The 22736-nt window shown below is 62.7% G+C and carries 21 protein-coding genes; 19 read left to right on the plus strand and 2 right to left on the minus strand.

Translation table 11 applies throughout. From position 1 onward, the window contains the following. Nucleotides 1-460 precede the first annotated feature (460 nt). A complete protein-coding gene (locus tag AC1RT6_RS01540) occupies nucleotides 461-754 on the minus strand; it encodes a hypothetical protein (protein ID WP_079447084.1) in 294 nt (97 codons plus the stop codon). A 208-nt stretch (nucleotides 755-962) separates the two neighbouring features. On the opposite strand from AC1RT6_RS01540, the gene AC1RT6_RS01545 reads away from it, so the two are divergent. The 4 genes from AC1RT6_RS01545 to AC1RT6_RS01560 are packed head-to-tail and all read left to right on the plus strand — an operon-like array spanning nucleotide 963 to nucleotide 6848. Further along, nucleotides 963-2663 (plus strand): proton-conducting transporter transmembrane domain-containing protein, encoded by a 1701-nt coding sequence (locus AC1RT6_RS01545; RefSeq protein ID WP_079447083.1) that lies wholly within the window; start codon nucleotides 963-965, stop codon nucleotides 2661-2663. A 5-nt stretch (nucleotides 2664-2668) separates the two neighbouring features. Beyond that, nucleotides 2669-3427, plus strand: a complete 759-nt coding sequence (locus AC1RT6_RS01550; RefSeq protein ID WP_079447082.1) for a hypothetical protein — start codon at nucleotides 2669-2671, stop codon at nucleotides 3425-3427. Then, a complete protein-coding gene (locus tag AC1RT6_RS01555; protein WP_493028964.1) occupies nucleotides 3412-6525 on the plus strand; it encodes a DUF2309 domain-containing protein in 3114 nt (1037 codons plus the stop codon). Before AC1RT6_RS01550 ends, AC1RT6_RS01555 begins: the two co-directional genes overlap by 16 nt. Continuing rightward, on the plus strand, nucleotides 6522-6848 hold the full coding sequence (locus tag AC1RT6_RS01560) for a P-II family nitrogen regulator (RefSeq protein ID WP_079446747.1): 327 nt from the start codon (nucleotides 6522-6524) through the stop codon (nucleotides 6846-6848). Before AC1RT6_RS01555 ends, AC1RT6_RS01560 begins: the two co-directional genes overlap by 4 nt. Here AC1RT6_RS01560 and AC1RT6_RS01565 read toward each other — a convergent pair. After that, nucleotides 6789-7769 (minus strand): LysR family transcriptional regulator, encoded by a 981-nt coding sequence (locus tag AC1RT6_RS01565; protein WP_079446746.1) that lies wholly within the window; start codon nucleotides 7767-7769, stop codon nucleotides 6789-6791. The genes AC1RT6_RS01560 and AC1RT6_RS01565 overlap by 60 nt on opposite strands. A gap of 243 nt (nucleotides 7770-8012) precedes the next feature. Here AC1RT6_RS01565 and AC1RT6_RS01570 point away from each other — a divergent pair, with 243 nt between their 5' ends. The 15 genes from AC1RT6_RS01570 (at nucleotide 8013) to AC1RT6_RS01640 (ending at nucleotide 21898) form a co-directional block, all read left to right on the plus strand. Next, nucleotides 8013-9434: a form I ribulose bisphosphate carboxylase large subunit gene (locus AC1RT6_RS01570; protein WP_079446767.1), complete on the plus strand. Its 1422-nt coding sequence runs from the start codon at nucleotides 8013-8015 to the stop codon at nucleotides 9432-9434. 70 nt (nucleotides 9435-9504) lie between these two features. Beyond that, a complete protein-coding gene (locus AC1RT6_RS01575) occupies nucleotides 9505-9831 on the plus strand; it encodes a ribulose bisphosphate carboxylase small subunit (RefSeq protein ID WP_011315232.1) in 327 nt (108 codons plus the stop codon). A 102-nt stretch (nucleotides 9832-9933) separates the two neighbouring features. Beyond that, nucleotides 9934-12639: an alpha-carboxysome scaffolding protein CsoS2 gene (locus AC1RT6_RS01580; RefSeq protein WP_079446745.1), complete on the plus strand. Its 2706-nt coding sequence runs from the start codon at nucleotides 9934-9936 to the stop codon at nucleotides 12637-12639. A gap of 110 nt (nucleotides 12640-12749) precedes the next feature. Next, nucleotides 12750-14177: a carboxysome shell carbonic anhydrase gene (locus tag AC1RT6_RS01585; RefSeq protein ID WP_309772547.1), complete on the plus strand. Its 1428-nt coding sequence runs from the start codon at nucleotides 12750-12752 to the stop codon at nucleotides 14175-14177. 13 nt (nucleotides 14178-14190) lie between these two features. Continuing rightward, the gene (csoS4, locus tag AC1RT6_RS01590) at nucleotides 14191-14448 is read left to right on the plus strand and encodes an alpha-carboxysome shell vertex protein CsoS4 (RefSeq protein ID WP_079446743.1); all 258 of its coding nucleotides are present in this window, start codon (nucleotides 14191-14193) and stop codon (nucleotides 14446-14448) included. Then, complete coding sequence (locus AC1RT6_RS01595) at nucleotides 14448-14696, plus strand: carboxysome peptide B (RefSeq protein WP_079446742.1); 249 nt, start codon at nucleotides 14448-14450, stop codon at nucleotides 14694-14696. The genes csoS4 and AC1RT6_RS01595 overlap by 1 nt, the downstream gene beginning before the upstream one ends. Nucleotides 14697-14796: 100 nt before the next feature. Beyond that, nucleotides 14797-15093, plus strand: a complete 297-nt coding sequence (csoS1, locus tag AC1RT6_RS01600; protein WP_079446741.1) for an alpha-carboxysome major shell protein CsoS1 — start codon at nucleotides 14797-14799, stop codon at nucleotides 15091-15093. A gap of 41 nt (nucleotides 15094-15134) precedes the next feature. Continuing rightward, a complete protein-coding gene (gene csoS1, locus AC1RT6_RS01605; protein ID WP_079446740.1) occupies nucleotides 15135-15485 on the plus strand; it encodes an alpha-carboxysome major shell protein CsoS1 in 351 nt (116 codons plus the stop codon). 416 nt (nucleotides 15486-15901) lie between these two features. Further along, the gene (locus tag AC1RT6_RS01610) at nucleotides 15902-16168 is read left to right on the plus strand and encodes a 4a-hydroxytetrahydrobiopterin dehydratase (RefSeq protein WP_079446739.1); all 267 of its coding nucleotides are present in this window, start codon (nucleotides 15902-15904) and stop codon (nucleotides 16166-16168) included. Between the two features lie 3 nt (nucleotides 16169-16171). Next, a complete protein-coding gene (gene parA, locus AC1RT6_RS01615; protein WP_079446738.1) occupies nucleotides 16172-16807 on the plus strand; it encodes a ParA family partition ATPase in 636 nt (211 codons plus the stop codon). Next, nucleotides 16804-17022 (plus strand): hypothetical protein, encoded by a 219-nt coding sequence (locus AC1RT6_RS01620; RefSeq protein WP_079446737.1) that lies wholly within the window; start codon nucleotides 16804-16806, stop codon nucleotides 17020-17022. Before parA ends, AC1RT6_RS01620 begins: the two co-directional genes overlap by 4 nt. A 19-nt stretch (nucleotides 17023-17041) precedes the next feature. Next, nucleotides 17042-17968 (plus strand): CbbQ/NirQ/NorQ/GpvN family protein, encoded by a 927-nt coding sequence (locus AC1RT6_RS01625; protein WP_201789012.1) that lies wholly within the window; start codon nucleotides 17042-17044, stop codon nucleotides 17966-17968. A gap of 90 nt (nucleotides 17969-18058) precedes the next feature. Then, nucleotides 18059-20419, plus strand: a complete 2361-nt coding sequence (locus AC1RT6_RS01630) for a nitric oxide reductase activation protein NorD (protein ID WP_079446736.1) — start codon at nucleotides 18059-18061, stop codon at nucleotides 20417-20419. 13 nt (nucleotides 20420-20432) lie between these two features. Then, nucleotides 20433-21065: a hypothetical protein gene (locus tag AC1RT6_RS01635; protein ID WP_079446735.1), complete on the plus strand. Its 633-nt coding sequence runs from the start codon at nucleotides 20433-20435 to the stop codon at nucleotides 21063-21065. Between the two features lie 5 nt (nucleotides 21066-21070). After that, nucleotides 21071-21898, plus strand: a complete 828-nt coding sequence (locus tag AC1RT6_RS01640) for a S1 family peptidase (protein WP_079446734.1) — start codon at nucleotides 21071-21073, stop codon at nucleotides 21896-21898. The last annotated feature ends 838 nt before the right edge of the window (nucleotides 21899-22736 follow it).

The following is a 22736-nucleotide window of genomic DNA, read 5'->3' on the forward strand; positions in this document are numbered from 1 at the left end:
TTACTGATCGAGGCTGCGGCTGGGCACCTGCAGAAACCCGCATGAGGCCCAGTAGAACGAGGCATTCTGTTTGTTCGCCAAGTATGCGCGAGCGACTGGCTTGGGCTGGTTCCATTGCTCGATTGCGAGGGGTGTCGTTTTCAACCGCTCGTTGGCGCACGCTGCAATGTTTGCCAGAGATTGTGCACCAATCAGCGCCAGCCATGAGCGTGAACGCGTTGCCCCTAATAGACTAATGAGATGTAAGGCGTGCGATCATTCACCTTTCGCAGCCTCCACATCCTGCGACCTGACGCCGAGGTGATGCGACCCGTCGTCACAGATCGTTGCACGGCACGCGCCATCCCCAGCTCTCCGCTGCCACCGACATCTGCTGCGAAGCGCGGCGGCGAGGACGCCTGGGAGGCACTAGCCTGACCGAGCAAAGGGCTGGTTTCGAACCCGGGCCGCCGCAGGCCAGCTAATCGTTATCGTCCAGTTCAGCGTCCCAGCCACGCGCCTTTGCACGGGCGATGGCCTCGGCATAAACGCGCTTGTGGCGGTCGGCCAACTCCGGTGGCAACGCGCTGGGAACGTTGCCGTATTGATCCCAAAGCTGGTCCACTTTGCTCATCAACGCCTGCATCTGGCCGGCGTCCCAATTCGCGCAGTCTTGTGTCTCGGGAATGAGACCGAACACGCGCGCATCAAGCACGGTTCGCCCGAGCGGGGTCATCCCATGTCTGTCTTGGTCGAGTCCGACGTATTTGGCCATGGACGATTCTCTTGCATGAAAAACGATTCGCCGAGTGCTGGCGGCAAGCGTTGTTATCAGCTCGCCTTGGGGACTGAATAAGAAAATCAAATTTGCTTATTCAGTCTATCCTTTATGATGTTGCGGCCGGCCTGCTTGGCCAGCCGGGGCTGCGGGGCCCCCGAATGCTTCGGCATCGCGCTATCCCGATCGAACAAGGAGTGTTGCCGTGGACCAATGGGTCTCTTGGTGTCTAGTGGTGTTGCCGTTGCTACCGGCACTATCGGCGATCGTCGCCCCGCTAGCCGGAGCCGGTCGGCCGGCACAGGCGGCGCGCATCAGCGTGACGATGACCGCTGTCACCTGCGCTGTCGCGCTGGCGATGCTGGTGGCGGTGCTGGCCGCGCCGGAGAGCGAGGTGATGCTGGCTCGACTCGGGCCGGCGGCTCTGTTGCTCGACCATCTCGCGGTGGCGATGGCGGTGCTGGTGGCGGCTATCAGCTTGGTGGTGCATGTCTATTCGGTGCGCTACATGGCCGACGAGCCCGGCTACGTGCGGTTTTTTGCCAAGCTTGACCTGATGACGGCCGTGATCCTGCTGATGGTTATCGCCGCCGATCTGGTCACGCTGCTGGTCGCCTGGTTCCTGATTGGGGTGCTGCTGTTCTTTCTGCTCGGCTTCGACACCAGTCGCAAAGCCAGTGGCCGCTATGCGTTGTGGACGTTTCTGACCTATCGCGTGGGCGATCTGCCGCTGGTGGGCGCGGCGTTGCTGTTGTGGCATGGCTATGGAACCGCTCAGTTGCCGGAACTGTTCACACGGATCAGCGCCGATCCGAGTGTGCAACTCGGCGGGGTGGCGGTGGTGCCGCTGGCGGCGCTACTGCTGGCGCTGGCGGCGTTTGCCCGCTCGGCGCAGTTCCTGTTGCATACTTGGCTGCCTTACACAATGGACGGTCCCACGCCGGTGTCGGCACTGATGCATGCGGGCATTGTCAACGCCGGGGGATTCTTGTTCAACCGCTTCGCTCCGGTGTTCGTTCACGCGCCCAACGTGCTGCACCTGGCCTTCGTCGTCGGGCTGGTGACGGCGCTGATCGGCTCGGCGCTGATGCTCACGCAAAATGACGTCAAGAAATCTCTGGGCTATTCCACCATGGGGCAGATGGGCTTCATGATCATGGAATGCGGGCTGGGCGCATTTTCGCTCGCCGTCTATCACCTCATCGCACATGGATTGTTCAAAGCCACGCTGTTCCTCGGCTCGGGCAATGTCATCAGCGAAAGCCGCCACGAGGATGGCGTGCCGCCCGATGATATCTACAGCTTCGTGGTCGAGCGCCGTCCCCTGCGCGAAGTTAAGAAGGTGCCCTGGCTGTTGGCCGCGCTCGTCACCGTGCTGGTGCCGGTGCTGGTGCTGGGCTTGTCACACGGGGTGGTGGCGGAGGATTTCTTCCATAAGCAAGGCTCGGTGGTGCTGCTGTTCTTCGGCTGGGTCACTGGCGCGCAATTGTTCTTCTCCATTCACAAGCTGCCTAGCGAGAACGCATGGGGCTTGCTGACCATGATCCTTCTGTCCTTTCTCATCGTAGTGGTGGGCTATACACTCATCGCACATGCGTTCGAGGCCTTCCTCTACCCGGATCCGGTGCTGCGCGACGCCATCTATGCCGCGGCGGGCATCAACGACCTCGCTTTCGTCATCCTTGTGCTGTTCTTCACTGCGTTGCTGGTCGGCGCCTGGCTGGTGACATTTTATGCGCAGTCGCTCGAAATCGGGGGGAAACCCGGCACACGGTGGAACGCTATTTACCTCAATCTCTACGCCCTGTTCTCGCGAGAGTTCTATGTGTCCGTCATTTACACCCAACTGTCACGCAGCCTGCTGGCCGCGACCAAGCGGGTGAATATTTGGCTGCGTTGGGTCTGACCGCCATGATCGCTCTGTTCCTTGCCTTGATCCTGCTGCCGCTGTTTCCCCTGAGCATGTTGTTCAACGCCGGGCTCCAGGCGCTACCCGTGTGGTTGCGCGCTCCAGTGCTTTTGGCGTGTCCCATTGCGGGGGTGCTGTTGCTCGACCGGGCGGCCGCGCCACCCGAGCAATACATAACTCCCCTGCAGCTATTGGCGGCGTTCACCGCGCTGCTCTATGCATGGCGGCTGCTTGCGGTGCAGGAGGTGTTCATTTGGGCGCGGCTGCAGGCCACCTCCGCTTGGCCGTTGGTGTGGCTGGCGTGGCTGCACGGTCTGCACGGTAAAGCGCTCATGTTCGTGGCTCTGGCGGTGACAATCCCCGCTGCGCTGCTGATGGTTCTCGGCTCCAGCCTGAGCGAGCGTCTCGGAGGGGCGTATCTCGGACTGCGTGGGCGCATCGGCCCGGCCTTTCCGCGCCTGACCTGCGCCTTGGTGCTGACCTTGCTCGCGGCTCTGGCGGCGCCTCCTTTCCCCGGGTTCTTCGCCATGTTTGCGGTGCTGAAGCAGATTCCCGCTGGTCTGGCGACTGTCGTGCTTGCGGTGTGGTTGCTGTGGAGCTGGGCGGCCGCAATCTTGTGGCAGCATGGCCTGTTCGGGAAAGAATGGCCGCGCCCGGCGGGCGCAGTCGACTTGTCACTCAGCACTGGTCTGTTGCTGATGCTCGCAGCCGTTGCCGCGGTGCTGGGTTCGATCGGAGGGTGGTCATGGTGGATGCATTGAACCTCGGCCGGCGTCTGCGGGTACGCTCGACCGCCTATGTGGCGGGTGAGCCGGTGCCGTTTTTCTGGCCGATGCGTACCTTCATTCACCACAACCCGCTCTACGGCCTCGAAAACATGCCGTTCGAACAGGCGGTGCGCCGTGGTGCGGAGCTGTTTCATGCGCGCATGTTCCTGCCGCGCAGCAACTACCAGCAGTGGCAGCGCGAGGGCAAAGTTCGGCAGGACACCCTGACCGAGGAAATCGGGCGGCGTTCGCAGGAGCTGCCCTCGGTGCCAGGCATCGACTGGTCTCGCTGGCTGCAGGCGCTGATGCAGTTGCCGCATGACCGCGATGTGGTGGTACGGGGCGTGCGGGCGAAGGACGTCCACGCCGCGATGCACGGCCGGCTGTCTTCCGCGGAGGCTGTCGACGTTGCGGCGCTGTTGCCGGATCTCGAGCAGCGTCTGCACGCGCGCACATTGCCCGAGGCGGTCGACGCAATGTGGGGTACCAGCCTGGCCGACGAACTCGACGAGCTGGTGATCAAAAACTGCCTGGATTTTTTCGACGAAGACCAGTCTGCCTGGCGTATGCCCGGGCGCGAGCGCGGCCTGTTCGTTGCCTGGAGCGAGCTCACGCGGCGCAATGCGCGTATGTTCCTGCGCGGGCTTCACATGCCACGCATTCTCGATCTGGTGCAGGACGCCGAGAGCGCCGTCGTGTACGTCATGGAGGAGATGGGCATCAGCGCCGACACCTGGCCGATCTACTTCACGCGCGTGCTCACCCGGTTGCATGGCTGGACCGGCTTTGTGCGTTGGCGCGCGTCGGCCAAGCACTATTATTGGGCGCAGCAGTACCCCGCCGACATTGTCGATCTTCTGGCAATTCGGCTCGTAATGGGCTTGGCGTTGCTGCAGGAGAGCGCGCGCAGTCGTGGCACGCCGGTCCGGCGTGAACAGCTCAATAGCGTGTTGCGCGAACGCGGCGCGGAAAGCGTACTGCGCTATGCGCTGCACAGTGGCGAGGTGTTGCCCGATTGGGCGCAGCGCATCGACGACACCCTATCGCGCGGCAACGGCACCCGCTGCCATGATCTCCTGCAACGCTACTGGCCGTTGTGGCATACTCAACTTGGGCAGGAACAAGCCGCCGCGTTGCGCGAACTGGCCACCGCGGCGAATGCCACCGCGGCGCTCGATGCGCTGACGCCGGAGGACGTCGCGGGTCTGTTGCAGGGCTTGCGGGAGTTCGCGCAGCAGGAAGGCATGGTGTGGACCCTGGCGATGGAGGCGCAGTCCATCGACAAGCTGCTAACGCAGGTGCAAGCGCCGCAGGACTCGCCGTCCGACAAGGCGCCGTTCGCGCAGGCCTGGTTCTGCATCGACGTGCGCGCCGAGCCAATTCGCCGCCACCTGGAGCGCGTGGGAAATTACCAGACCTTCGGCATCGCCGGATTTTTCGGTGTCCCCGTGGGCTTCCTCGGCTACGGCAAGGGCAGCGAGAGTCACTACTGCCCGGCGGTGATCACGCCCAAGAACCTGGTGCTGGAGTTGCCCGCCGCGCTAGATCCGAACAACGACGATTTCCTCAGTACCCTCGGCCATGCGCTGCACGATCTCAAGAAATCGGTGCTCTCGCCTTACGTCACGGTGGAGGCGGTGGGTATGCTGTTCGGGTTGGACCTGTTCGGCAAAACCCTGGCGCCGCTGGCCTACAGCCGCTGGCGCAGCCGCATCGATACAGAAAAGCCGGTCACCCGCTTGTTGGTGGACAAGCTCACCCGCGAGCAGGCCGACTCCATCATTCGCACGCTGCAGCGAGCGATGATCGTTAAGGCGCTGCATGAGGAACTGAAAATCGAGCGCGAGCGGGTCGATGACGACATGATCCGCGAACTGCGCGAAATCGCGCTGCGCCACCGCGACGGGCCGACGCGGTTGCGCACGGAGTTCCGCGTATCTCAGACGCAGGAGGTCGAGTTCATCGACAAGCTGCGTGAGGCATATGGTGTCGATGCCGACTATGCAAATCATCAGCTCGAGCGGTTGGGGCGCATAGGTTACTCGCTCGACGAGCAGGTTAACTATGTGCACACGGCCCTGACGATGATCGGGCTGACCCAGACCTTCTCGCGCTTCGTGCTCGTTGTCGGCCACGGTGGGAAGACCGAGAACAACCCCTACGAGTCGGCGCTGGACTGCGGCGCCTGCGGTGGCGCCAGCGGCCTGGTTAATGCCCGGGTGTTCGCGCAGATGGCCAACAAGGCCGCGGTGCGCGAGCGGCTGGCGGCCATGGGCATCACCATCCCGGAAGACACCTGGTTCATGCCCGCGCTGCACGTCACCACCACAGATGCCATCGAGTTGTCCGACCTTGACCTGCTGCCGCCGCGCCATCTGGTGTATCTGGACCGCCTGCGCGAAGGCCTGCGCGCGGCCTCGCGGCTGACGGCGGCCGAGCGCATGCCCAAGCTTCTGCCGGACGCGAAGGCGATCGAGCCGGCCGAAGCCTGGCGCCTGGCGAACCGCTTGGCGGTGGATTGGGCGCAGGTCCGGCCGGAGTGGGGGCTGTCGGGGAACGTATACGGCATCGTCGGCCGGCGCGCGCTCACCGAAAACGCGGATCTAAAGGGCACCGCCTTTCTGTTATCTTACGACTGGCGCTGCGACCCCAAGGGCCGGCTGCTGGAAAATTTGCTCGCTGCCCCGGTGGTGGTGGGCCAGTGGATCAACCTCGAACACTTCTTCTCCACCGTGGACAATGCCCATCTGGGCAGCGGCAGCAAGGTCTACCATAACGTGTCCGGCCGCTTCGGCGTGATGACCGGTAACCTGAGCGATCTGCGGACCGGCCTGCCGATGCAGACGGTGATGCGCGAGGGACGGCCTTACCACGAGCCGATGCGTCTGATCGCGCTGATCGAGGCGCCGCTGGACTTTGCCGGCCGTGTGCTGGAACGCGTGGTCAAGGTCAAGAGTCTGGTGCTTGGCGGGTGGATTCGCGCCATCGTCATCGACCCCACTCAGGGTTACAAGCCTTTTGTCTTCAACAATGGCCAGTGGGAAGAGCGTCCGGCTCTGATTGCTCCTGCCGAGAAGGAACACTCCGCATGAACGAGATCAAACTGCATCCGCTGAAAAAGCTGGAAATCATTCTTCAGGGCGAGCACAGGGAATTCGCCACCGACTTGCTCGATCGCGCCGGGGTCAAGGGCTACACCATCATCGGCAATCTGTCCGGGAAGGGCGCCCACGGCATGTACGAAGGGCACTTGATGTTCAATGAAGATGACGTTCTCATCATGATCATCGCCGCCGTGCCGCAAAGCCTGTTCGATCCGCTGCTCGAGGGTTTCCAGCCGTTTTTCGAGGCCCATTCAGGAGTGCTTTTCGTCAGCGACATCCAGGTCGGTCGCCTGGTCAAGTTCATGGCGTGAGCGGAATTGCTGCGGATGCTTGGGCGAGGCCAGCAGCCGTGCTTGCTGGGTGATGAACGCCAGGAAGGACTGCGCCACCGCCGATAGGCGTTTACCTTTGCGGTGCACGACGAACCACTGCCGCACGATAGGAAAACTTTCCACATCGAGGGTGACCAGGCGGCGTATCGCCAGCTCCAATTCCAGGGTGTGCAGCGACAGGATGCCGAGCCCCAGTCCGGCTTCGACAGCTTGCTTGATGGCCTCGTTGCTGCTCATTTCCATCACTGAGTGGAATTCCACGCCGAGACGCGAAAAATGACGCTCCGCGGCGTTTCGCGTGCCCGAGCCGGGCTCGCGTGTAATGAACGGCTGGTGACCCAATTCCACCAGCGGAATCTTGCGGCGTCCGGCGAGTGGATGCTCGGGCGAGGCGATGACCATTAGCGGGTTGTCGAGAAATGCGCGCGCGACGAGCTCACCGTCCTCGGGCGGCTGCCCCATGATGGCCAGGTCCTGGTTCGCCGCTGAGAGCGTCTCGAGGATATGCGTCTGATTGGACACCTGCAGCCGTACCTGCACCCTGGCATGGCAGGCGCAGAAAGCTGCGATGAGCTTCGGCATGAAGTAGTTGGCCGTGCTCGCCACGGTGAGGTCGAGTTCTCCGCGATGGACGCCACGGAACTCCTCCATCGCCGACTCGAGGTCGCGCATCTTGGCGCCGAGGAGCGTGGTATGACGGTGCAACTCGCGACCTGCATCGGTGGGGTGGATCTTTTTCCCGACGTGGTCGAACAGCGGTACGCCGATCTGCTCTTCCAGCTGTCGCATCTGCATCGAGACCGCTGGCTGGGTGAGGTGCAGAACGTCGGCCGCGCGTGTAAAGCTCTGCTGTTGCACCACAGCGTCGAAGATCTGGAGCTGTCTGAGGGTCAGATGCATGGCCGATACATAAGCGACACTAATGCATTCGATCAAAAATATCAATTAGTGTTTATGCCGATCCTCTTCTATGTTCTTTACTCGTGAATCGCTGGGCTGGCTGAATCACAGGCCTTGCTGAGACCCACGAACGTCATCCCCGGGCCGGGTGGGGGGATGCCCCGCACCGCGGTAGGTCCTCGCCCGTCGTTCGCTTACCGCAGTTCGCTTACCGCAAAAGCGCGCATGAAGGAGTCCTCGAATATGGCAGTCAAATCATACCAGGCGGGCGTCACGCAATATCGGCAGAGCTACTGGCAGCCGGATTACATGCCTCTCGACACCGATATTTTGGCGTGTTTCAAGATCACGCCGCAGCCTGGGGTGGATCGCGAAGAAGCGGCGGCGGCGGTTGCTGCCGAGTCGTCTTGCGGCACGTGGACCACGGTGTGGACCGATCTGCTGACCGACCTCGATTACTACAAAGGGCGCGCCTATCGCCTCGAAGACGTGCCGGGCGACGATACCTGCTATTACGCTTTCATTGCCTATCCCATCGACCTTTTTGAGGAAGGTTCGGTTGTCAACGTGTTCACCTCTCTGGTGGGCAACGTGTTCGGGTTCAAGGCTGTCCGTGCTCTGCGTCTGGAAGATTTGCGCTTCCCCATCGCTTACGTGAAGACCTGCGGCGGCCCTCCGCATGGTATCCAGGTCGAGCGCGACAAGCTTAACAAGTACGGCCGTCCGCTGTTGGGCTGCACCATCAAGCCGAAGCTTGGTCTGTCCGCGAAGAACTACGGCCGCGCCTGCTATGAAGCGCTGCGTGGCGGTCTGGACTTCACCAAGGACGACGAGAACATCAACAGCCAGCCCTTCATGCGCTGGCGCGATCGTTTCGATTTCGTGATGGAGGCTGTTCAAAAAGCCGAACACGAGACCGGCGAGCGGAAAGGTCACTATCTCAACGTGACCGCGCCAACGCCTGAGGAAATGTACAAGCGCGCCGAGTATGCCAAGGAAATCCGCGCTCCGATCATCATGCACGATTACCTCGCTGGCGGGCTTTGCGCCAACGCGGGTCTAGCGAACTGGTGCCGCAACAACGGAATGCTGCTGCACATCCACCGCGCTATGCATGCGGTGATCGATCGCAACCCGCATCACGGTATCCACTTCCGCGTATTGACCAAGATCTTGCGTCTGTCGGGCGGCGACCATCTGCACACCGGCACCGTCGTGGGCAAGCTCGAAGGCGATCGTGCTTCCACCCTGGGCTGGATCGACCTGCTGCGCGAATCCTTCGTTCCCGAAGACCGTTCGCGCGGCATCTTCTTCGATCAGGATTGGGGTTCGATGCCGGGCGGCTTCGCCGTGGCGTCCGGTGGTATCCACGTTTGGCACATGCCTGCGCTGGTCACGATCTTCGGCGACGATTCAGTGCTGCAGTTCGGTGGCGGCACGCTGGGCCATCCCTGGGGCAACGCCGCTGGCGCACACGCCAATCGTGTGGCGCTCGAAGCCTGCGTCCAGGCGCGCGGCGAGGGCCGTCATCTGGAGAAGGAAGGCAAGGATATCCTCACCGCTGCCGCCGCTCACTCGCCCGAACTGAAGATCGCCATGGAAACGTGGAAAGAGATCAAGTTCGAGTTTGAAACCATGGACAAGCTCGCCGTCGCCAACAAGTAACCGGTCGCCGGCTAGGGTCGGCAGCGCCCATTGGGCGCCGCCGCCCAGCAAAAATCGAAAGGACTAAGTCATGGCTGTTCAAGCTTACCGTTCGCTCAAGAAATACGAGACCTTCTCCTATCTGCCGCAGATGACGCCCGAGCAGGTGCGCCGTCAGATCGCCCACGCGATTGCTCAGGGTTGGAATCCGGCGGTCGAACACACCGAAAAGGGCACGCCCGCCAAAGCGAGCTACTGGTACATGTGGAAACTGCCGCTGTTCGGCGAGCAGTCCGTCGACGCCGTGGTGGCCGAAATCGAGGCCTGTCACCGCGAGTTTCCGGATCAGATGGTGCGTTTCGTTGCGTACGACAATTACGCCCAGAGCCAGGGCATGGCGTTCGTGGTGTATCGCTGATGAAGTGGGCGCTGGAGCCGACTCGATTCGGCGCCCATGATTTGAACGCGGCGCGGCGCTTTGGTGCCGCCCCTTCATCGGGTTCTTTGTGCTGAGGTCCGAATGACAAACGTCGCCCCCGGTCATGCCACTGCAACTCTATCCGGCCGTGAACTGGCGCTCCAGCGCCGGCAGGCTATGGCGCGTCACGGCAAGGCCGGGACCGTCTCGACGGCGCAAACCGTCAAGCATTCCGCCGCCGGCCGCTTGCAGCTAAATGCGGCACACCTTGTTAGCGCGCATCATGGCGGTGCTGCTACAGCCGCATCGGCGGTGGCGTCTGCATCGGCCACATTTAATCAACCGGTGACATCGAAGTCCGCGGCGCGAATCCGACGGCAGGCGCTGTCCACGGTTGGGAAGGCCGGGTTGAAGAACGCCGGGCAGGGCGCGGCATCCCGTCCGGCGGCGCATTTGCGCCCGAGCCGTACGGCTCAAGCTGAGGTGCGTGGCTCCGATTGCGGCTGCGGCTGCGGCGGGCAATGCAGTTGCGGCGGACAGTGTGGCTGCAGCCGCGGCGCGCAGCGGAAGGACGCGGCGCAGATTGAGGCGGTGCAAATCGATACTCCGGCGGTCGCGCGTGCAGCCGTGAACGCGCCGGAGGCGACCGGCCGCGCGCTCGCTAAGATGCGCCGTGCTGCGCTGAACCAAGACGGTAAAAAGGGTCTGAAGCGCATCGCCCAAGCGACGCGGATCGCCGCTTCGATGCCGGCGCAGGATTGGCAGAGTGCCATGCTGAAAGGCGCAACCGGCCGTCAGGTCGCGATGCAGCATCGGTTGGTGCGGGCACTGGCGGGTCGAATCGACAAGACGTCGGGTGCCGGTACGCGCCCGACTGGTCGGGTGCGCGCTCGCAACGTGGTCGATGCACCGGCCAAGGTCGAGGAGGGGCACACGCTCTCTGGGCAGACCGTCACCGGTACCCAGGTCGAACGCATTTCCAAGGTGACCGGCAATGAGCCGGGCTCCTGCCGCGCGATTACCGGCACCGAGTATATCGGCTTCGAGCAGTTCCAGACGATCTGTGGCACCCGGCCCGAGCCGGCAGCGCCCAAGGTCGCGATCAGCAGCACGCTGCGCGAGCAACGCATCACCGGCACCGCGCTGGGGCGCTCCACCAAGACCACTGGCGATGAGCCAGGCGCGTGCCGTCCCGTGACTGGCACGGAATATCTTTCGAGCGAGCGCTTTGAGCAGTTTTGTTCGACGCGCCCGTCCGCCCCGCTGGGGAAGGTGGCGCTCACCCGTACCGACAAGGGCCAAACCGTCACCGGTGCGCTGGTCGACCGTCCGCGCCGCGTTACAGGCGTCGAGCACGGCGCCGATCGCGCTATCACTGGCACGCGTTACAGCCAGGGGGAAACCGACGACGCGCCCCCTAAAGTGGCGGTTACACATACAGCTGCGGGCAAGCCTGTCACCGGCACGGTGGTTGGCCGCAGTGAACGGCAGACCGGCGACGAGGCTGGAAGCTGCCGTCCGATTACCGGCACCGAATATCACACTGTTGAACAGTTTCGCGATTTCTGTCGAACGCCGCCTCCAGGAGGAGGCCCGCGAAAGGTCAGCGTGATGTCCACTCGCGACGAACAGGTCGTCTCGGGGACCGCGGTCGATCGGTCGGCCAAGGTAACCGGCAACGAGGTCGGTTCCTGCCGCAGCATCACCGGCAGCCAGTACTACACCACTGCCGATTTCGCCGGGCTGTGCCAGACGCAGAGCCCCAAGAAGGTGGCGGAGATGCAGACGCTGCGCGGTCGTACTGTGACCGGCTCGGAGGTCGCCCCAAGCCCAAAATTGTCCGGTGACGAGTCTTATGGGTGCGAACCCGTCACCGGCACGGACTACATTGGCACCCGCCAGTTAGCCGCAGTATGTCCAGTCGAAGCGTTGCCGGTAGTCTCGCCGGTCAGCAAAGTCGTGGTCGACACCACGCTGCGCGGCCAGACGATTACGGGCGTTGCTGCTGGACGTGCGGAACACGTCACCGGAAACGAGGCCGGGACCTGTGCGCCGATCAGTGGCACCCCATACATCGGTCAGGGCCAGTACTCGGGGTTCTGCGAGGCGCCGCAGCGTCAACAGCAGGCTGCGCGGGTACGCGACAGCGCGGTGATTCCGGCCACCGTCGTCACCGGTGATAGGCCGGGCGCGGGCGGGTCGCAGGTCACCGGCGACGAGCGTGGCGCTTGTGAGCCGATTTCGGGAACGCCTTATCTCGGGCTGGACAATATTGCGTCCGGGCAATGTGCGATGAGTGATCGCTTCCGCTCGCGGGGTGTGGATCAGCGTCCGCCCGCTCCCCGGGATTTCAGTGTCACCATTCCGGCGCGGCAGGCGCGCGAGCGGCAGACCGAGGTCGTTACCGGCAGCGGCATGGGCAGTTCGCGCATCACAGGTCCGATCAACAAGGCCGATGGCCTGATCACCGGCACACCGGAATTCCGGCACGGCGACCAATCGCGCCGTCCGCGTGACGAAGAGCATTCGCTTCCCGCTGCGCGTCGTTTGAGCGGCGAAGGCAGTCAGCAGGGTCGACGCGTCTCGGGAGATGCTTGGGACGGTAACAGCCGTGTCACTGGCACCGAGGGTTCGTCCAGCTTGGCGCGTAATCCTTCTATGCGCGGCCAGCCGCGTGGAGTCGGGGTGAGTGCCGTAACGTTTCGCGGGATCGAGCGGCCGGAAGTGCCAGACTCGGTGATTACGGGTTCTGCGGGGAACGCCCGTGGCGGCGCCGTGGTGACCGTCTCCGGCGGGGCGCGCGGCTGAGGATCGCGGATATGAACACGCGCAAACGCCTTCAGGCCCTGCGACGAGAAGCCAGCCCAGTTGCTGTGGCGGCTCCCGAGGCGGTGGCTATGCCCGATCATCCGGCGTGTATGATCGGCGGCGGGCAGATGTGCGAGCATGCGCTGGTCGATCGCGATCTCAATCGCATGCTGTTCGATTACGAGCGAACCGTGCGCTCGCGTTTTACCCGCATCGTCGACGTGCTCAAACATATCTCGACGTATCAGCACGACGGAAACTTCACCGAGCGCGCGCAGCAGCTTGCCCGCGAGCAACTCGGTTTCGATCTGCCGTCGCAGGTGCTCGAGGACGCCTGGGTGTGCGGGCTGGATTTGTCCGCACTGCACTCGCGCTGCATATTCAGCGCTCTGAAGGCGAGTGTTGAAAATGCGTCGACCGAGCAGGCCGGTTGGCGCCAACGCTTGCCGCTCGATGAGAACTTCCTGCGTTCGTGCGGCTACCACACCGTTGACATCAGCCCTTGTTCCGACGGCAGGCTGCAGGGCGTCAGCCCCTATGTGCTGCGCATTTTGCCTGGGCCGAATGTGCGGGTGAAGGCGTATGCCGGCGCACTGTTCGATGTCGACGTCGATGTATCAGACTGGGCGCAGCGCGAAGTCGAGCGGCTGTCGGGCGCTATGGTCGATGGTGACCGCCTGAATTACCTCAAGATCGCCGTCTATCATTTCAGCAGTTCCTCGCCGGACGGCCAGGGTTGCGCTGCTCACGGCAGCAACGACCGTCAGGCCACCGAGGCGGCGCTGCACCGCCTGCAGAATGAGTTGCGGACGGCGATCGACCAGACTTTCGGTGCGGGCGCCGCTCCAGATGTGCTGCTTATCGGCGTTGACACGGATCTGGATGCGCTGCGCATCCATCTGCCTGATGGCTTCGGCGAGCTTAACGCGCACCGCTACTTCGAAACCGCGCAGGTCTACCGCGACACCCTCGGGCTAGCGCCCGATGCCGCGCGGGCGCGTATCGCCGGGATCGTTGCCGATGCCGAGGGCATGGGTGGCTGGGGCCAGGGCAACGGCCGTATGCACGATGGTATGCGCCGCCTGGTGCTGGCGCTGGCTGAGGCCAACCTGTCGCAGGTCGAGTACGTCATCAAGCACCACACCGGGCGCTACGCGACAATCGGTCACGACGAGGAATGCATTGTTGCCGGTGAAGCGCTGCGGCCGCTGCAATTGCGCAATCTGTTTTATTTCGCTCACCTCAATACAATCGAGGAAGGCGCGCCCGACATGGATGTCGGGATCAATATCTTCTCCAAGCTCAACGTCGCGCACGGCCTGCCCGTGCCGGTTCTGGTGCATTTCGAATACGACGTGCGGATTCCTCAGTCGCGCGAGCGGGCGATCGCGCGGGGTCGGCGGGTGCGAGACGCGATCGAGTCGCGTTACCCCGATCTGGCCGCCCGGGGTCTGCTCAATTGCGCGATTGCGGTGAGCGAACGTGACGGCGACGAGCGCTGCGCCTTCGTCGCCGACGACGCTGTCGATGATCATTGAGGACGTATGAGCCATGAAGATCATGCGTGTAAGTACCACCCTCGTGTCGACCAATCGCATCCATGCCATGGGTCATCGTCCGCTGCTTGTCGTGCAGGAAACGCCGAATGGACCGCGCAGCGTCGCGGTCGATGCCGTCGGTTGCATCCCGGGCGACTGGGTGATTTGTGTCGGGTCCTCCGCGGCGCGCGATGCGGCAGGGGCCAGGGATTATCCATCCGATCTGACCATCGTCGGTATCATCGACCATTGGAATCCGGAGGTGGCGTGATGGAAATCTGGCGCGTGGTCGATGAATTGGTCTGCACCCGGCGTGTGCCAGAGATGAACTCGGCTTCGCTTCGGATTCTGAGGGGCCAGAAGGGAGAACTATCGGTGGCGACCGACCCGGTCGGAACGCCGCCTGGCAAGTGGGTATTCACTGCTGCCGGCACAGCCGCACGTATGGCCATGCCTGATCGAACAGTGGCCACCGACCTGACTATCTGCGGCATCATTGATGGCTGGGAGGAGGAGTGATGACGCGGTGAGCAAAGAGCAAAACGGCGCGCGCGTAGCGGGCGTCAAGGTGCCGTGACTGGCTTGTGATTCTTTTATTTCGACAACAAGGAGTGAACAGATGGCTGAATCGATGGGTATTGCGCTGGGCATGATTGAAACTCGCGGACTGGTTCCCGCGATCGAGGCGGCGGACGCGATGACCAAGGCTGCCGAGGTGCGCTTGATCTCGCGTCAGTTCGTCGGGGGCGGCTACGTCACCGTGCTGGTGCGTGGCGAAACCGGTGCGGTCAACGCGGCGGTGCGTGCCGGGGCTGACGCCTGCGAGCGCGTGGGCGACGGTCTGGTGGCCGCGCACATCATTGCCCGCGTGCACAGCGAGGTCGAAGGCATTCTGCCGAAATCGCCGAGCGCTTAAGCTCGGCTTTTTCTCCTGCTGGTAATTGGAAGGACAACGACATGGCAACACACGTGAACGGCATTGCCCTGGGCATGATTGAAACCCGCGGGCTGGTGCCCGCGATCGAGGCGGCCGACGCGATGACCAAGGCCTCCGAAGTGCGGCTGATCGGCCGGCAATTTGTGGGCGGCGGCTACGTCACCGTGCTGGTGCGCGGCGAAACCGGTGCGGTCAACGCGGCGGTGCGTGCCGGGGCTGACGCCTGCGAGCGCGTGGGCGATGGCTTGGTGGCCGCGCACATCATCGCGCGAGTGCACAACGAGGTCGAGGGTATCTTGCCGACCCAACCCGAGGTCAACGGCGGCAGCCGTGGCGGTCGCGACGCCGAACTCACGTCCACCCGCAGCTGATCCTGCGCGGAGGACGTCGTGGCGGTCGATCGGCGAACCCTGGCTGGCTCGCACGCGCGCTCAATCAAGAGTTGGCGGCGTGCAGCAAGTATCTCGTCCAAGCGTGCTCGCACGCTCCTGGGGAGATGCCGAAAATTTGGCACGCAAGCGGCGCGCCGAGCCGGAGCGACCGGGTCATGCCGAGCGTTTGATGGCGCGGCAGGTCCTGTTGGGTATGACACCTTGCGGCGGGCAGTTGCCCGCGGCGCGGCTGGGTCGGACAACGGTTCGGTTCGGGTCTCTGCAGTTGTCGACGCGTTGACGTACGCGCCGTCGGCTGCGCGGTAACGACACCGCCTCGCTATTCGAAGCCTTGCTACAGGAGGCGCTAGCGCATCTCGATCACGTAACCCAGATCGAACCGGGGTAGGACGCCCATGACTGATGATTTCCAAGGTTGGGAGCGCCGCGACAAGCCGCCGACGTTGTTTCGTCGCTTTGCGTTTGCGCAATATGCGCAGACCCGCGCCTTCCTCGACGCGCTTTCGGCGCTGTCCGAGGAGATTCAGCGCCATCCGCAGAACATCAACTTCGGCACCACCTACGTCAACATTACGATCGGGGCGGCCGACGGCGCCGCATTGAGCGCCGAGGACGAACAGTTCGCCGGGCGTATCGCTGCTCTGGCCGAGCGCGGGGAGTGAGCGATGGGCGGGCCACTGGTCATCGCGGTGATCAACCAGAAAGGCGGCGCCGGCAAGACCACCGTGGCCATGCATCTCGGTGCGGGGCTGGCGCGGCGTGCATCGGCGGTTGTGGTGGATCTGGATCCGCAGGGCTCGGCCACGCAATGGGCCGCGGCAGGCACGCAATCCTTTCCGGCCACGGTCAAGCACTTGCGCGTGGGCGTGGGCGCGGTCGATCTGCGGCGGGACTTTCGCGCCTATCCGTTCGTCGTGTTGGACTGCCCGCCGGCGGTCGAGAGCCGTGCGGCGGCGCTGGCGCTGCAAAGCTGCGACGTGGCTGTCATTCCGGTGCTGCCTTCGCCGATGGATCTGTGGGCCAGCCTGCGGCTACCGCAGGACATCGATGAGGCTCGACGACTCAACCCGGGACTCCGAGCCTACCTGCTGCCGAACCAGATCGAGGCGCGCAGCGCGCTATCGGCGGCGATGCAGGAGGCGCTGGCCGAGTTCGGCCTGCCGGTGATGCGTACCCCGGTGCGCCGCCGCGGCATCTACAAGACCGCTGCGCTTGAGGGCGTATCGGCATACCAACTAGGGGCGCGCGGCCAAAGTGCGGTCGCGGAAATCGAAGGCCTCATAGAGGAGATTCTTGCATGACCAGCATCAAAGACAAGCTCGCCAGCAGCGTCCGTCAGGCCAAGACTGGCGCGGAGCCTACCCCTGAAGAAAAGACCGAGACCCGCAAGACGGCGCGCTCGGCTTCGACCACTGCCAAGGCCGCTACCGCCAAGCGCGCCCCGACAGAATCACTGGCGGCCGAGCCGCCGGATAGTAAGCAGGAATTGTTCCCCGACCGCATTTGGCCGGATTGAGATTTCCAGGAACCCGATCATGCGTGACGATCCCACCAGGCGCGGCTACCTTCCGCGACGAAACCCAGCCTTCCACGTGCCCGCGGATTCCCCTGCGCCGAGCGGCGCGGCCCCTCGCGCCGTGACGGATGCGGCGGCCGGCGCCGCGGCCGGGCTCGACGCCTACCGCGTCGCCAAGGAGCCCTACTACCGCGCGGTAGCCGATGAAATCGAGCTTTATGAAGCCGCCTATTCGGTCCGTATGCCGATGATGCTGAAGGGCCCGACAGGCTGCGGCAAAACGCGCTTCGTTGAATACATGGCGTGGAAGCTCGGCAAGCCGCTGGTTACCGTGGCGTGCAACGAAGACATGACCGCCAGCGACCTTGTCGGCCGCTTTTTGCTCGATGCCAACGGCACCCGCTGGCAGGATGGACCTTTGACCATGGCGGCCCGTTTCGGCGGAATCTGCTATCTCGACGAAGTGGTCGAGGCGCGTCAGGACACCACGGTTGTGATCCACTCTCTGACCGATGCGCGGCGCATTCTGCCGCTCGAGAAAAAGGGCGAGATCGTCGAAGCGCATCCGGATTTCCAGGTCGTCATCTCTTACAACCCCGGCTATCAGTCGCTCATGAAGGATCTGAAGCAGTCGACCAAGCAGCGGTTCGGTGCGCTGGACTTCAGCTACCCTGAGCACGAGGTCGAGGCCGAGATCGTCGTGCACGAGAGCGGCGTCGAGTTGGAAGCGGCAAAAAAGCTGGTCCACATCGCCGAACATGCGCGCAACCTCAAAGGCCATGGGCTGGACGAAGGCATCTCGACTCGCATGCTGATCTACGCGGGCTCGCTGATTTCCCGCGGCGTCGCGCCGCTGGCTGCCTGCCGCGTGGCTTTGGTGCGCCCCATCACCGACGATCCCGATATGCGCAACGCGCTCGATTCCGCGGTGACGACATACTTCTGAGCGTCTCCGACGGCTTGCGGGCGCGAGGTGAGAAAGGAAACGAGAGGTCGGCCGGGCTAGAATTACAAGGGCAGTCCGAACTTACATATCATGGCCATCCACCTAGACGAATTCCAGGAGCTTCTCGACGAACTGCCCGGCCGTGCGCAGGAGTTGTTGCGCGCCTCCTGGAACGAGGCTGCGCGCACCATCAGCCCGCGCGGACTGAATAATTATCTCAAAGGCGCAGTGGCGCTGCATGAGCTTGGTCGCGGCGAAGACCTAGTGGTGAGTTTCATCCAGTCCATGCCGGAGGTCGGGCGTGCCATCGGCGAGGAGGTGCTGCCCGATCTGGTCAACTTCCTGCTGAGCATGGCATCCAAAACCTCGGGGCAGGTATTGGCGCTGATCGCCAGCACCGCGCCGCTCGCAGCGCACAGAGTGGGCGATGCCGAACTATTTCGCCAATACCTCAATGTGCTCGAGATCGTGCTGGCCCAGGCTCCGCGCGGCTTGCGGCCGATGCTGGAAAATCTCGACCGCCTGCTCAGCCAGCTCACGCTGGGTGGCTTGCGCCGCTGGGTGCAATGGGGAGCGCAGGCGTACAAGGCGGACTTCGAAGGGCAGGCGACTTATTTCGGACTGCAGAGCGCCGATGCGATGGCCGTGCTGCAGCAAGAGCGCAAAGGCACGCTGTTCGTCGACATTCAGCGGCGGCTCAACATCTACATGCGTGCGATCTGGGGTCGCGATTTTTTTCTGCGTCCAACCGCCGGTGATTACGAGAGTCGCGAAGGGCTCAAGCCGTATATCGAGCATTATGTAATCCACATCGCAGACGCCTATGACGACTATAAACCCGAGGGCGATGCGACCGCGCCCGAACGGATCGTCAGTGCGCTTGAGGTCTACCGCGCCGCCATCAACCATTGCGCTGCGCATCTTGTATTCACCCAGACGCCGCTTTCGATGCAGCAACTGTTGCCGGTGCAGATGGCGCTGATCGAGCTGTTCGAGGATGCGCGCGTGGAGGAGTTGGCGATTCGCAAATTCCCCGGGATGCGCCAAGCCTGGTTAGCGCTGCATCCGGTGTTTGACTATTCGGCCCAGCCGCAGACCGTGGGGGAGCTGCTTGATCGTCTCGCCCGCGCCTTGCTCGATCTCGACACGACCGACCCGCATCCGTTTGTGCAGCAGGGCGTGGCCGCGTTTCGTGCCCAGTCTGATCTGGACAGCAATCAGGTGAGCTGGAATTTGGGCGTGGATTTATCGCACCACCTGTTCGAACTCGACCTGCCTACCTACAACAAGCTTACGGATGCGCTTAGCGCCATCTACCGTGATGACAATCGCGCCGTCTGGTTTCTGGAGGAATACGACGAGGCGCAGGTGATGGCTGCCACCTGGGAGACCCGCCAGCAGGTGCGCAAAAAAGTCAACGTGATGGAAATGGTCAACGAGGTGGACGTTGAGTTTGCCGGCGACGATGCGCAGGAGGTTTGGGAGCTTCCGACCGAGTTCTATCTCGACCAGGAGAACGTCAGCATCAACTCGCTGGAAGGCCGTCCGCCGGTCTCCGAGCCTTTCCACTATCCCGAGTGGGACTATCAGATCCAGCTCGAGCGTCCAAACTGGGTGACGTTGCTTGAGTACCACCCGGTGATGGGCGAACTGGAGGTGATCGAGGGTATCATCCTAGAGCACAAGCCGGTGATCTCGCGTCTCAAGTTCCTGATCGAGTCGATGGTGCCGCAAGGTATGCAGCGCATTCGTCACGTGGAGGATGGTGACGAGATCGACATCAACGCCGCGGTGCGCGCGATGATCGATATTCGCATCGGCCAGCAGCACGATCCGCGTATCATGATGCGCTACAAGCGAGCGCTGCGCGATCTGGCGGTGCTGGTGCTGCTGGACATGTCCGAGTCGTCAAACGAAAAGGTGCGCGGCCACGACTACACAGTGATGGACCTTACGCGCGCCGCCACGGTATTGCTGGCAGGTGCGCTGGATCGTATCGGTGACCCGTTTGCCATCCATGGGTTTTGCTCTGACGGCCGGCACGATGTGCATTACCACCGCTTCAAGGATTTCGACCAGCCGTATGACGATGTAGTCAAGGCGCGGTTGGCGGGGATGAAAGGACGGCTCTCCACTCGCATGGGCGCAGCGTTGCGTCATGCCGCCCACTACCTGGCGCTGCAGCCCAGAAGCAAACGTGTCATATTCGTCGTCACCGACGGCGAGCCGGCCGACAACGACGTCACCGATCCGAAATACCTGCGCCACGATGCCAAGGCCGCAGTGGAAGAACTCAGCCGTCAAGGTATCACGGTCTATGGTCTGTCGCTCGATCCGCATGCCGACCAATACGTGTCGCGCATTTTTGGCATAAAGAACTTCACCGTTATCGATAAGGCTGAGCGCCTGCCGGAAAAACTGCCCATGCTCTACATGAGCCTGACGCGGTGAGGGTGGGCTGAGGATGAAGATCACCCTGCGAACCTACGTGTTCATGGACGCGCTGCAACCGCAGCTGGCGTCCTATATCGCGACGTCCTCGCAAGGTTTTCTACCGGTGCCTGGCGATGCCTGCATGTGGATCGAGGTCGCCCCCGGCATGGCGGTGCACAATCTTTCGGATATCGCGCTGAAAAAAACCAACGTGCGCATGGGTGAGCAGGTCGTCGAGCGCGCTTTCGGTTCGATGGAGCTCCACTTCCGCAATCAGAGCGAAGTGCTCGCCGCGGGCGAGTTGATCTTACGGCAGCTCAACACCACGATGGATTCTCGGCTGCGCTGCAAGATAGCGTGGAACGAGATCATCCGCGCCATCACGCCCGACCACGCCACGCTGATCAACCGCCAATTGCGCAAGGGCTCGATGATCCTGCCCGGCAAGAGCATGTTCATCCTGGAGGTCGAGCCGGCGGGCTATATCATGTATGCCGCCAATGAGGCCGAGAAGGCCGCGCACATCACCTTGGTAGATGTCAAAGCCTTCGGTTCTTTCGGCCGGTTGACCATGATGGGCAACGAGGCCGAGGCCGAGGAAGCACAGCGCGCCGCAGTGGCCGCGATCGAGCGATTGAACCAGCGCGCCGTAGCGCACGCGTGAGCCCCATGGAAATCGACTCCATAGCAAAGAAGCTGCTGTTTTCCACGGTGCGGGTGGACACCGAACTCGAGGACGGCAGCGCCGGCTCGGGCACGGCCTTCATCCTCAGCCACGCCCACGCTAAGGGCAGTACGCCGTTTATCGTCACCAACCGGCATCTGGTCGAGGGCGTGCGCCGCGGTGGCCTGGTGTTCACCCAGACAAGCGAGGGTAAGCCGGCATTCGGCCAACGCTTTCAGCTCAACATCGACGACTTTCCCGCGGCGTGGTTCGTCCATCCCGACCCCGCGGTCGATCTTGCCATCGTGCCGCTGCGGCCGCTCGAGCGTGCGGCGCGCGATCTCGGCGTGCAGCTATATTATCACGCGATCGACAGCCAGCGCATTCCCGATGCGGCAACGGTGCGGGGCTTCGATGCGCTGGAGGAGGTCCTGTTCGTCGGCTATCCCAGCGGAGTGTGGGATCAGGTCAACCTCGTGCCCATCCTGCGCCGGGGCACCACCGCCACGCCGCTGGAACTCGATTTCGAGGGGCACAAGCAATTCCTGATCGACGCCGCGGTGTATCCCGGATCGAGCGGCAGCCCGGTTTTTGTGGTGCGCGACGATCCACTGCGCCCGCGCGGCGACGCGGCGCGTACGATATGGTTTGCTGGCGTGGTGGCGGAGGTATTCTTCCGAGAAGAGGCCAACCAGCTCGTGCCCGGGCCAGTACCGACGCAGAGCGAGTCCGGGTTCATCGGTGCGGAGATGATCGACCTCGGCTTGGTGATCAAATCCGAATCCGTGCGCGAGCTCATCGACGCATACGTACAGAAATGGCTGTCTGACTGAAACAGTCTACGCGGCGCTCGACAATAATGCAGCGGGAGTCATGCCCGACGCTTGTTCAGCGTGTGTCGACAGTCAATGAACTGGCGTGCACGCTCCCTCGTCCGAATTAACGCGAAAGATCGGTCGAGGGTATGTCAGGGCACTGCTCTTAACTCATCGAATAAGATGGTCCCAGAATGATATCGTCCCAAGACAAACCTAGCTCGACCCGCTTGGCTTCCGCTTTTTTCGCAGCCGCCAGAACCTCACCGTCTTGAGACGATCCTAGCATTCCAAGAATCTTCGAGATCAATTTCAACCGTTCGTTTTTCTGTTGCACAGGCGACTCAGGTCCTCTGCGCCTGAAGCTCCGAGCTTCCCTTTGTCGCGACGCGAGAGCCCATCTCCCATCGAGCCGGACGACTTTGCCCACCGCTTCCAGAGTTCGAAGCGCACGATGAACTGATGCAATCATCGACCTGCTGCGCACCCCGCCGTTGACGACGTGAGCGAGGTCAAGTGTCGAGAGGGTGATGATCAATTTGTCCGATAACGCCTCGAGTATCGCTCGTTGGATCGCGCCAAAGCCCCGGGACATTTGAAATCTCCACTGTCGAGCACCTAAACGTTATTTCGATGCAACGCTTAGAATCAAGAAACAAGCGCCAATCTCGATGAACCACCACGTAACGCCATCACGCTTTTGCGACCCACGCGGACTTCACTTGTAGATGGTGGCGTTACTCACGCCATCCTTGCGGCGATATCCCGGTGATTTGGTCTTCGGTGAACCTGCTGCGCTTCATCTTCGCGTTTCGGTAGTAAGACACGCTAGATTCTCCTTATTAGACGCATTTAT

Source organism: Nitrobacter sp. MLSD-S21, assembly GCF_058809865.1.

What these genes read in the sequence shown, in the direction of transcription:
- AC1RT6_RS01540 (WP_079447084.1), bottom strand. Translation starts at nt 754, where the DNA reads ATGGCCAAATACGTCGGACTCGACCAAGACAGACATGGGATGACCCCG.
- AC1RT6_RS01550 (WP_079447082.1), top strand. Translation starts at nt 2,669, where the DNA reads ATGATCGCTCTGTTCCTTGCCTTGATCCTGCTGCCGCTGTTTCCCCTG.
- AC1RT6_RS01555 (WP_493028964.1), top strand. Translation starts at nt 3,412, where the DNA reads ATGGTGGATGCATTGAACCTCGGCCGGCGTCTGCGGGTACGCTCGACC.
- AC1RT6_RS01560 (WP_079446747.1), top strand. Translation starts at nt 6,522, where the DNA reads ATGAACGAGATCAAACTGCATCCGCTGAAAAAGCTGGAAATCATTCTT.
- AC1RT6_RS01565 (WP_079446746.1), bottom strand. Translation starts at nt 7,769, where the DNA reads ATGCATCTGACCCTCAGACAGCTCCAGATCTTCGACGCTGTGGTGCAA.
- AC1RT6_RS01570 (WP_079446767.1), top strand. Translation starts at nt 8,013, where the DNA reads ATGGCAGTCAAATCATACCAGGCGGGCGTCACGCAATATCGGCAGAGC.
- AC1RT6_RS01575 (WP_011315232.1), top strand. Translation starts at nt 9,505, where the DNA reads ATGGCTGTTCAAGCTTACCGTTCGCTCAAGAAATACGAGACCTTCTCC.
- AC1RT6_RS01580 (WP_079446745.1), top strand. Translation starts at nt 9,934, where the DNA reads ATGACAAACGTCGCCCCCGGTCATGCCACTGCAACTCTATCCGGCCGT.
- AC1RT6_RS01585 (WP_309772547.1), top strand. Translation starts at nt 12,750, where the DNA reads ATGATCGGCGGCGGGCAGATGTGCGAGCATGCGCTGGTCGATCGCGAT.
- csoS4 (WP_079446743.1), top strand. Translation starts at nt 14,191, where the DNA reads ATGAAGATCATGCGTGTAAGTACCACCCTCGTGTCGACCAATCGCATC.
- AC1RT6_RS01595 (WP_079446742.1), top strand. Translation starts at nt 14,448, where the DNA reads ATGGAAATCTGGCGCGTGGTCGATGAATTGGTCTGCACCCGGCGTGTG.
- csoS1 (WP_079446741.1), top strand. Translation starts at nt 14,797, where the DNA reads ATGGCTGAATCGATGGGTATTGCGCTGGGCATGATTGAAACTCGCGGA.
- csoS1 (WP_079446740.1), top strand. Translation starts at nt 15,135, where the DNA reads ATGGCAACACACGTGAACGGCATTGCCCTGGGCATGATTGAAACCCGC.
- AC1RT6_RS01610 (WP_079446739.1), top strand. Translation starts at nt 15,902, where the DNA reads ATGACTGATGATTTCCAAGGTTGGGAGCGCCGCGACAAGCCGCCGACG.
- parA (WP_079446738.1), top strand. Translation starts at nt 16,172, where the DNA reads ATGGGCGGGCCACTGGTCATCGCGGTGATCAACCAGAAAGGCGGCGCC.
- AC1RT6_RS01620 (WP_079446737.1), top strand. Translation starts at nt 16,804, where the DNA reads ATGACCAGCATCAAAGACAAGCTCGCCAGCAGCGTCCGTCAGGCCAAG.
- AC1RT6_RS01625 (WP_201789012.1), top strand. Translation starts at nt 17,042, where the DNA reads ATGCGTGACGATCCCACCAGGCGCGGCTACCTTCCGCGACGAAACCCA.
- AC1RT6_RS01630 (WP_079446736.1), top strand. Translation starts at nt 18,059, where the DNA reads ATGGCCATCCACCTAGACGAATTCCAGGAGCTTCTCGACGAACTGCCC.
- AC1RT6_RS01635 (WP_079446735.1), top strand. Translation starts at nt 20,433, where the DNA reads ATGAAGATCACCCTGCGAACCTACGTGTTCATGGACGCGCTGCAACCG.
- AC1RT6_RS01640 (WP_079446734.1), top strand. Translation starts at nt 21,071, where the DNA reads ATGGAAATCGACTCCATAGCAAAGAAGCTGCTGTTTTCCACGGTGCGG.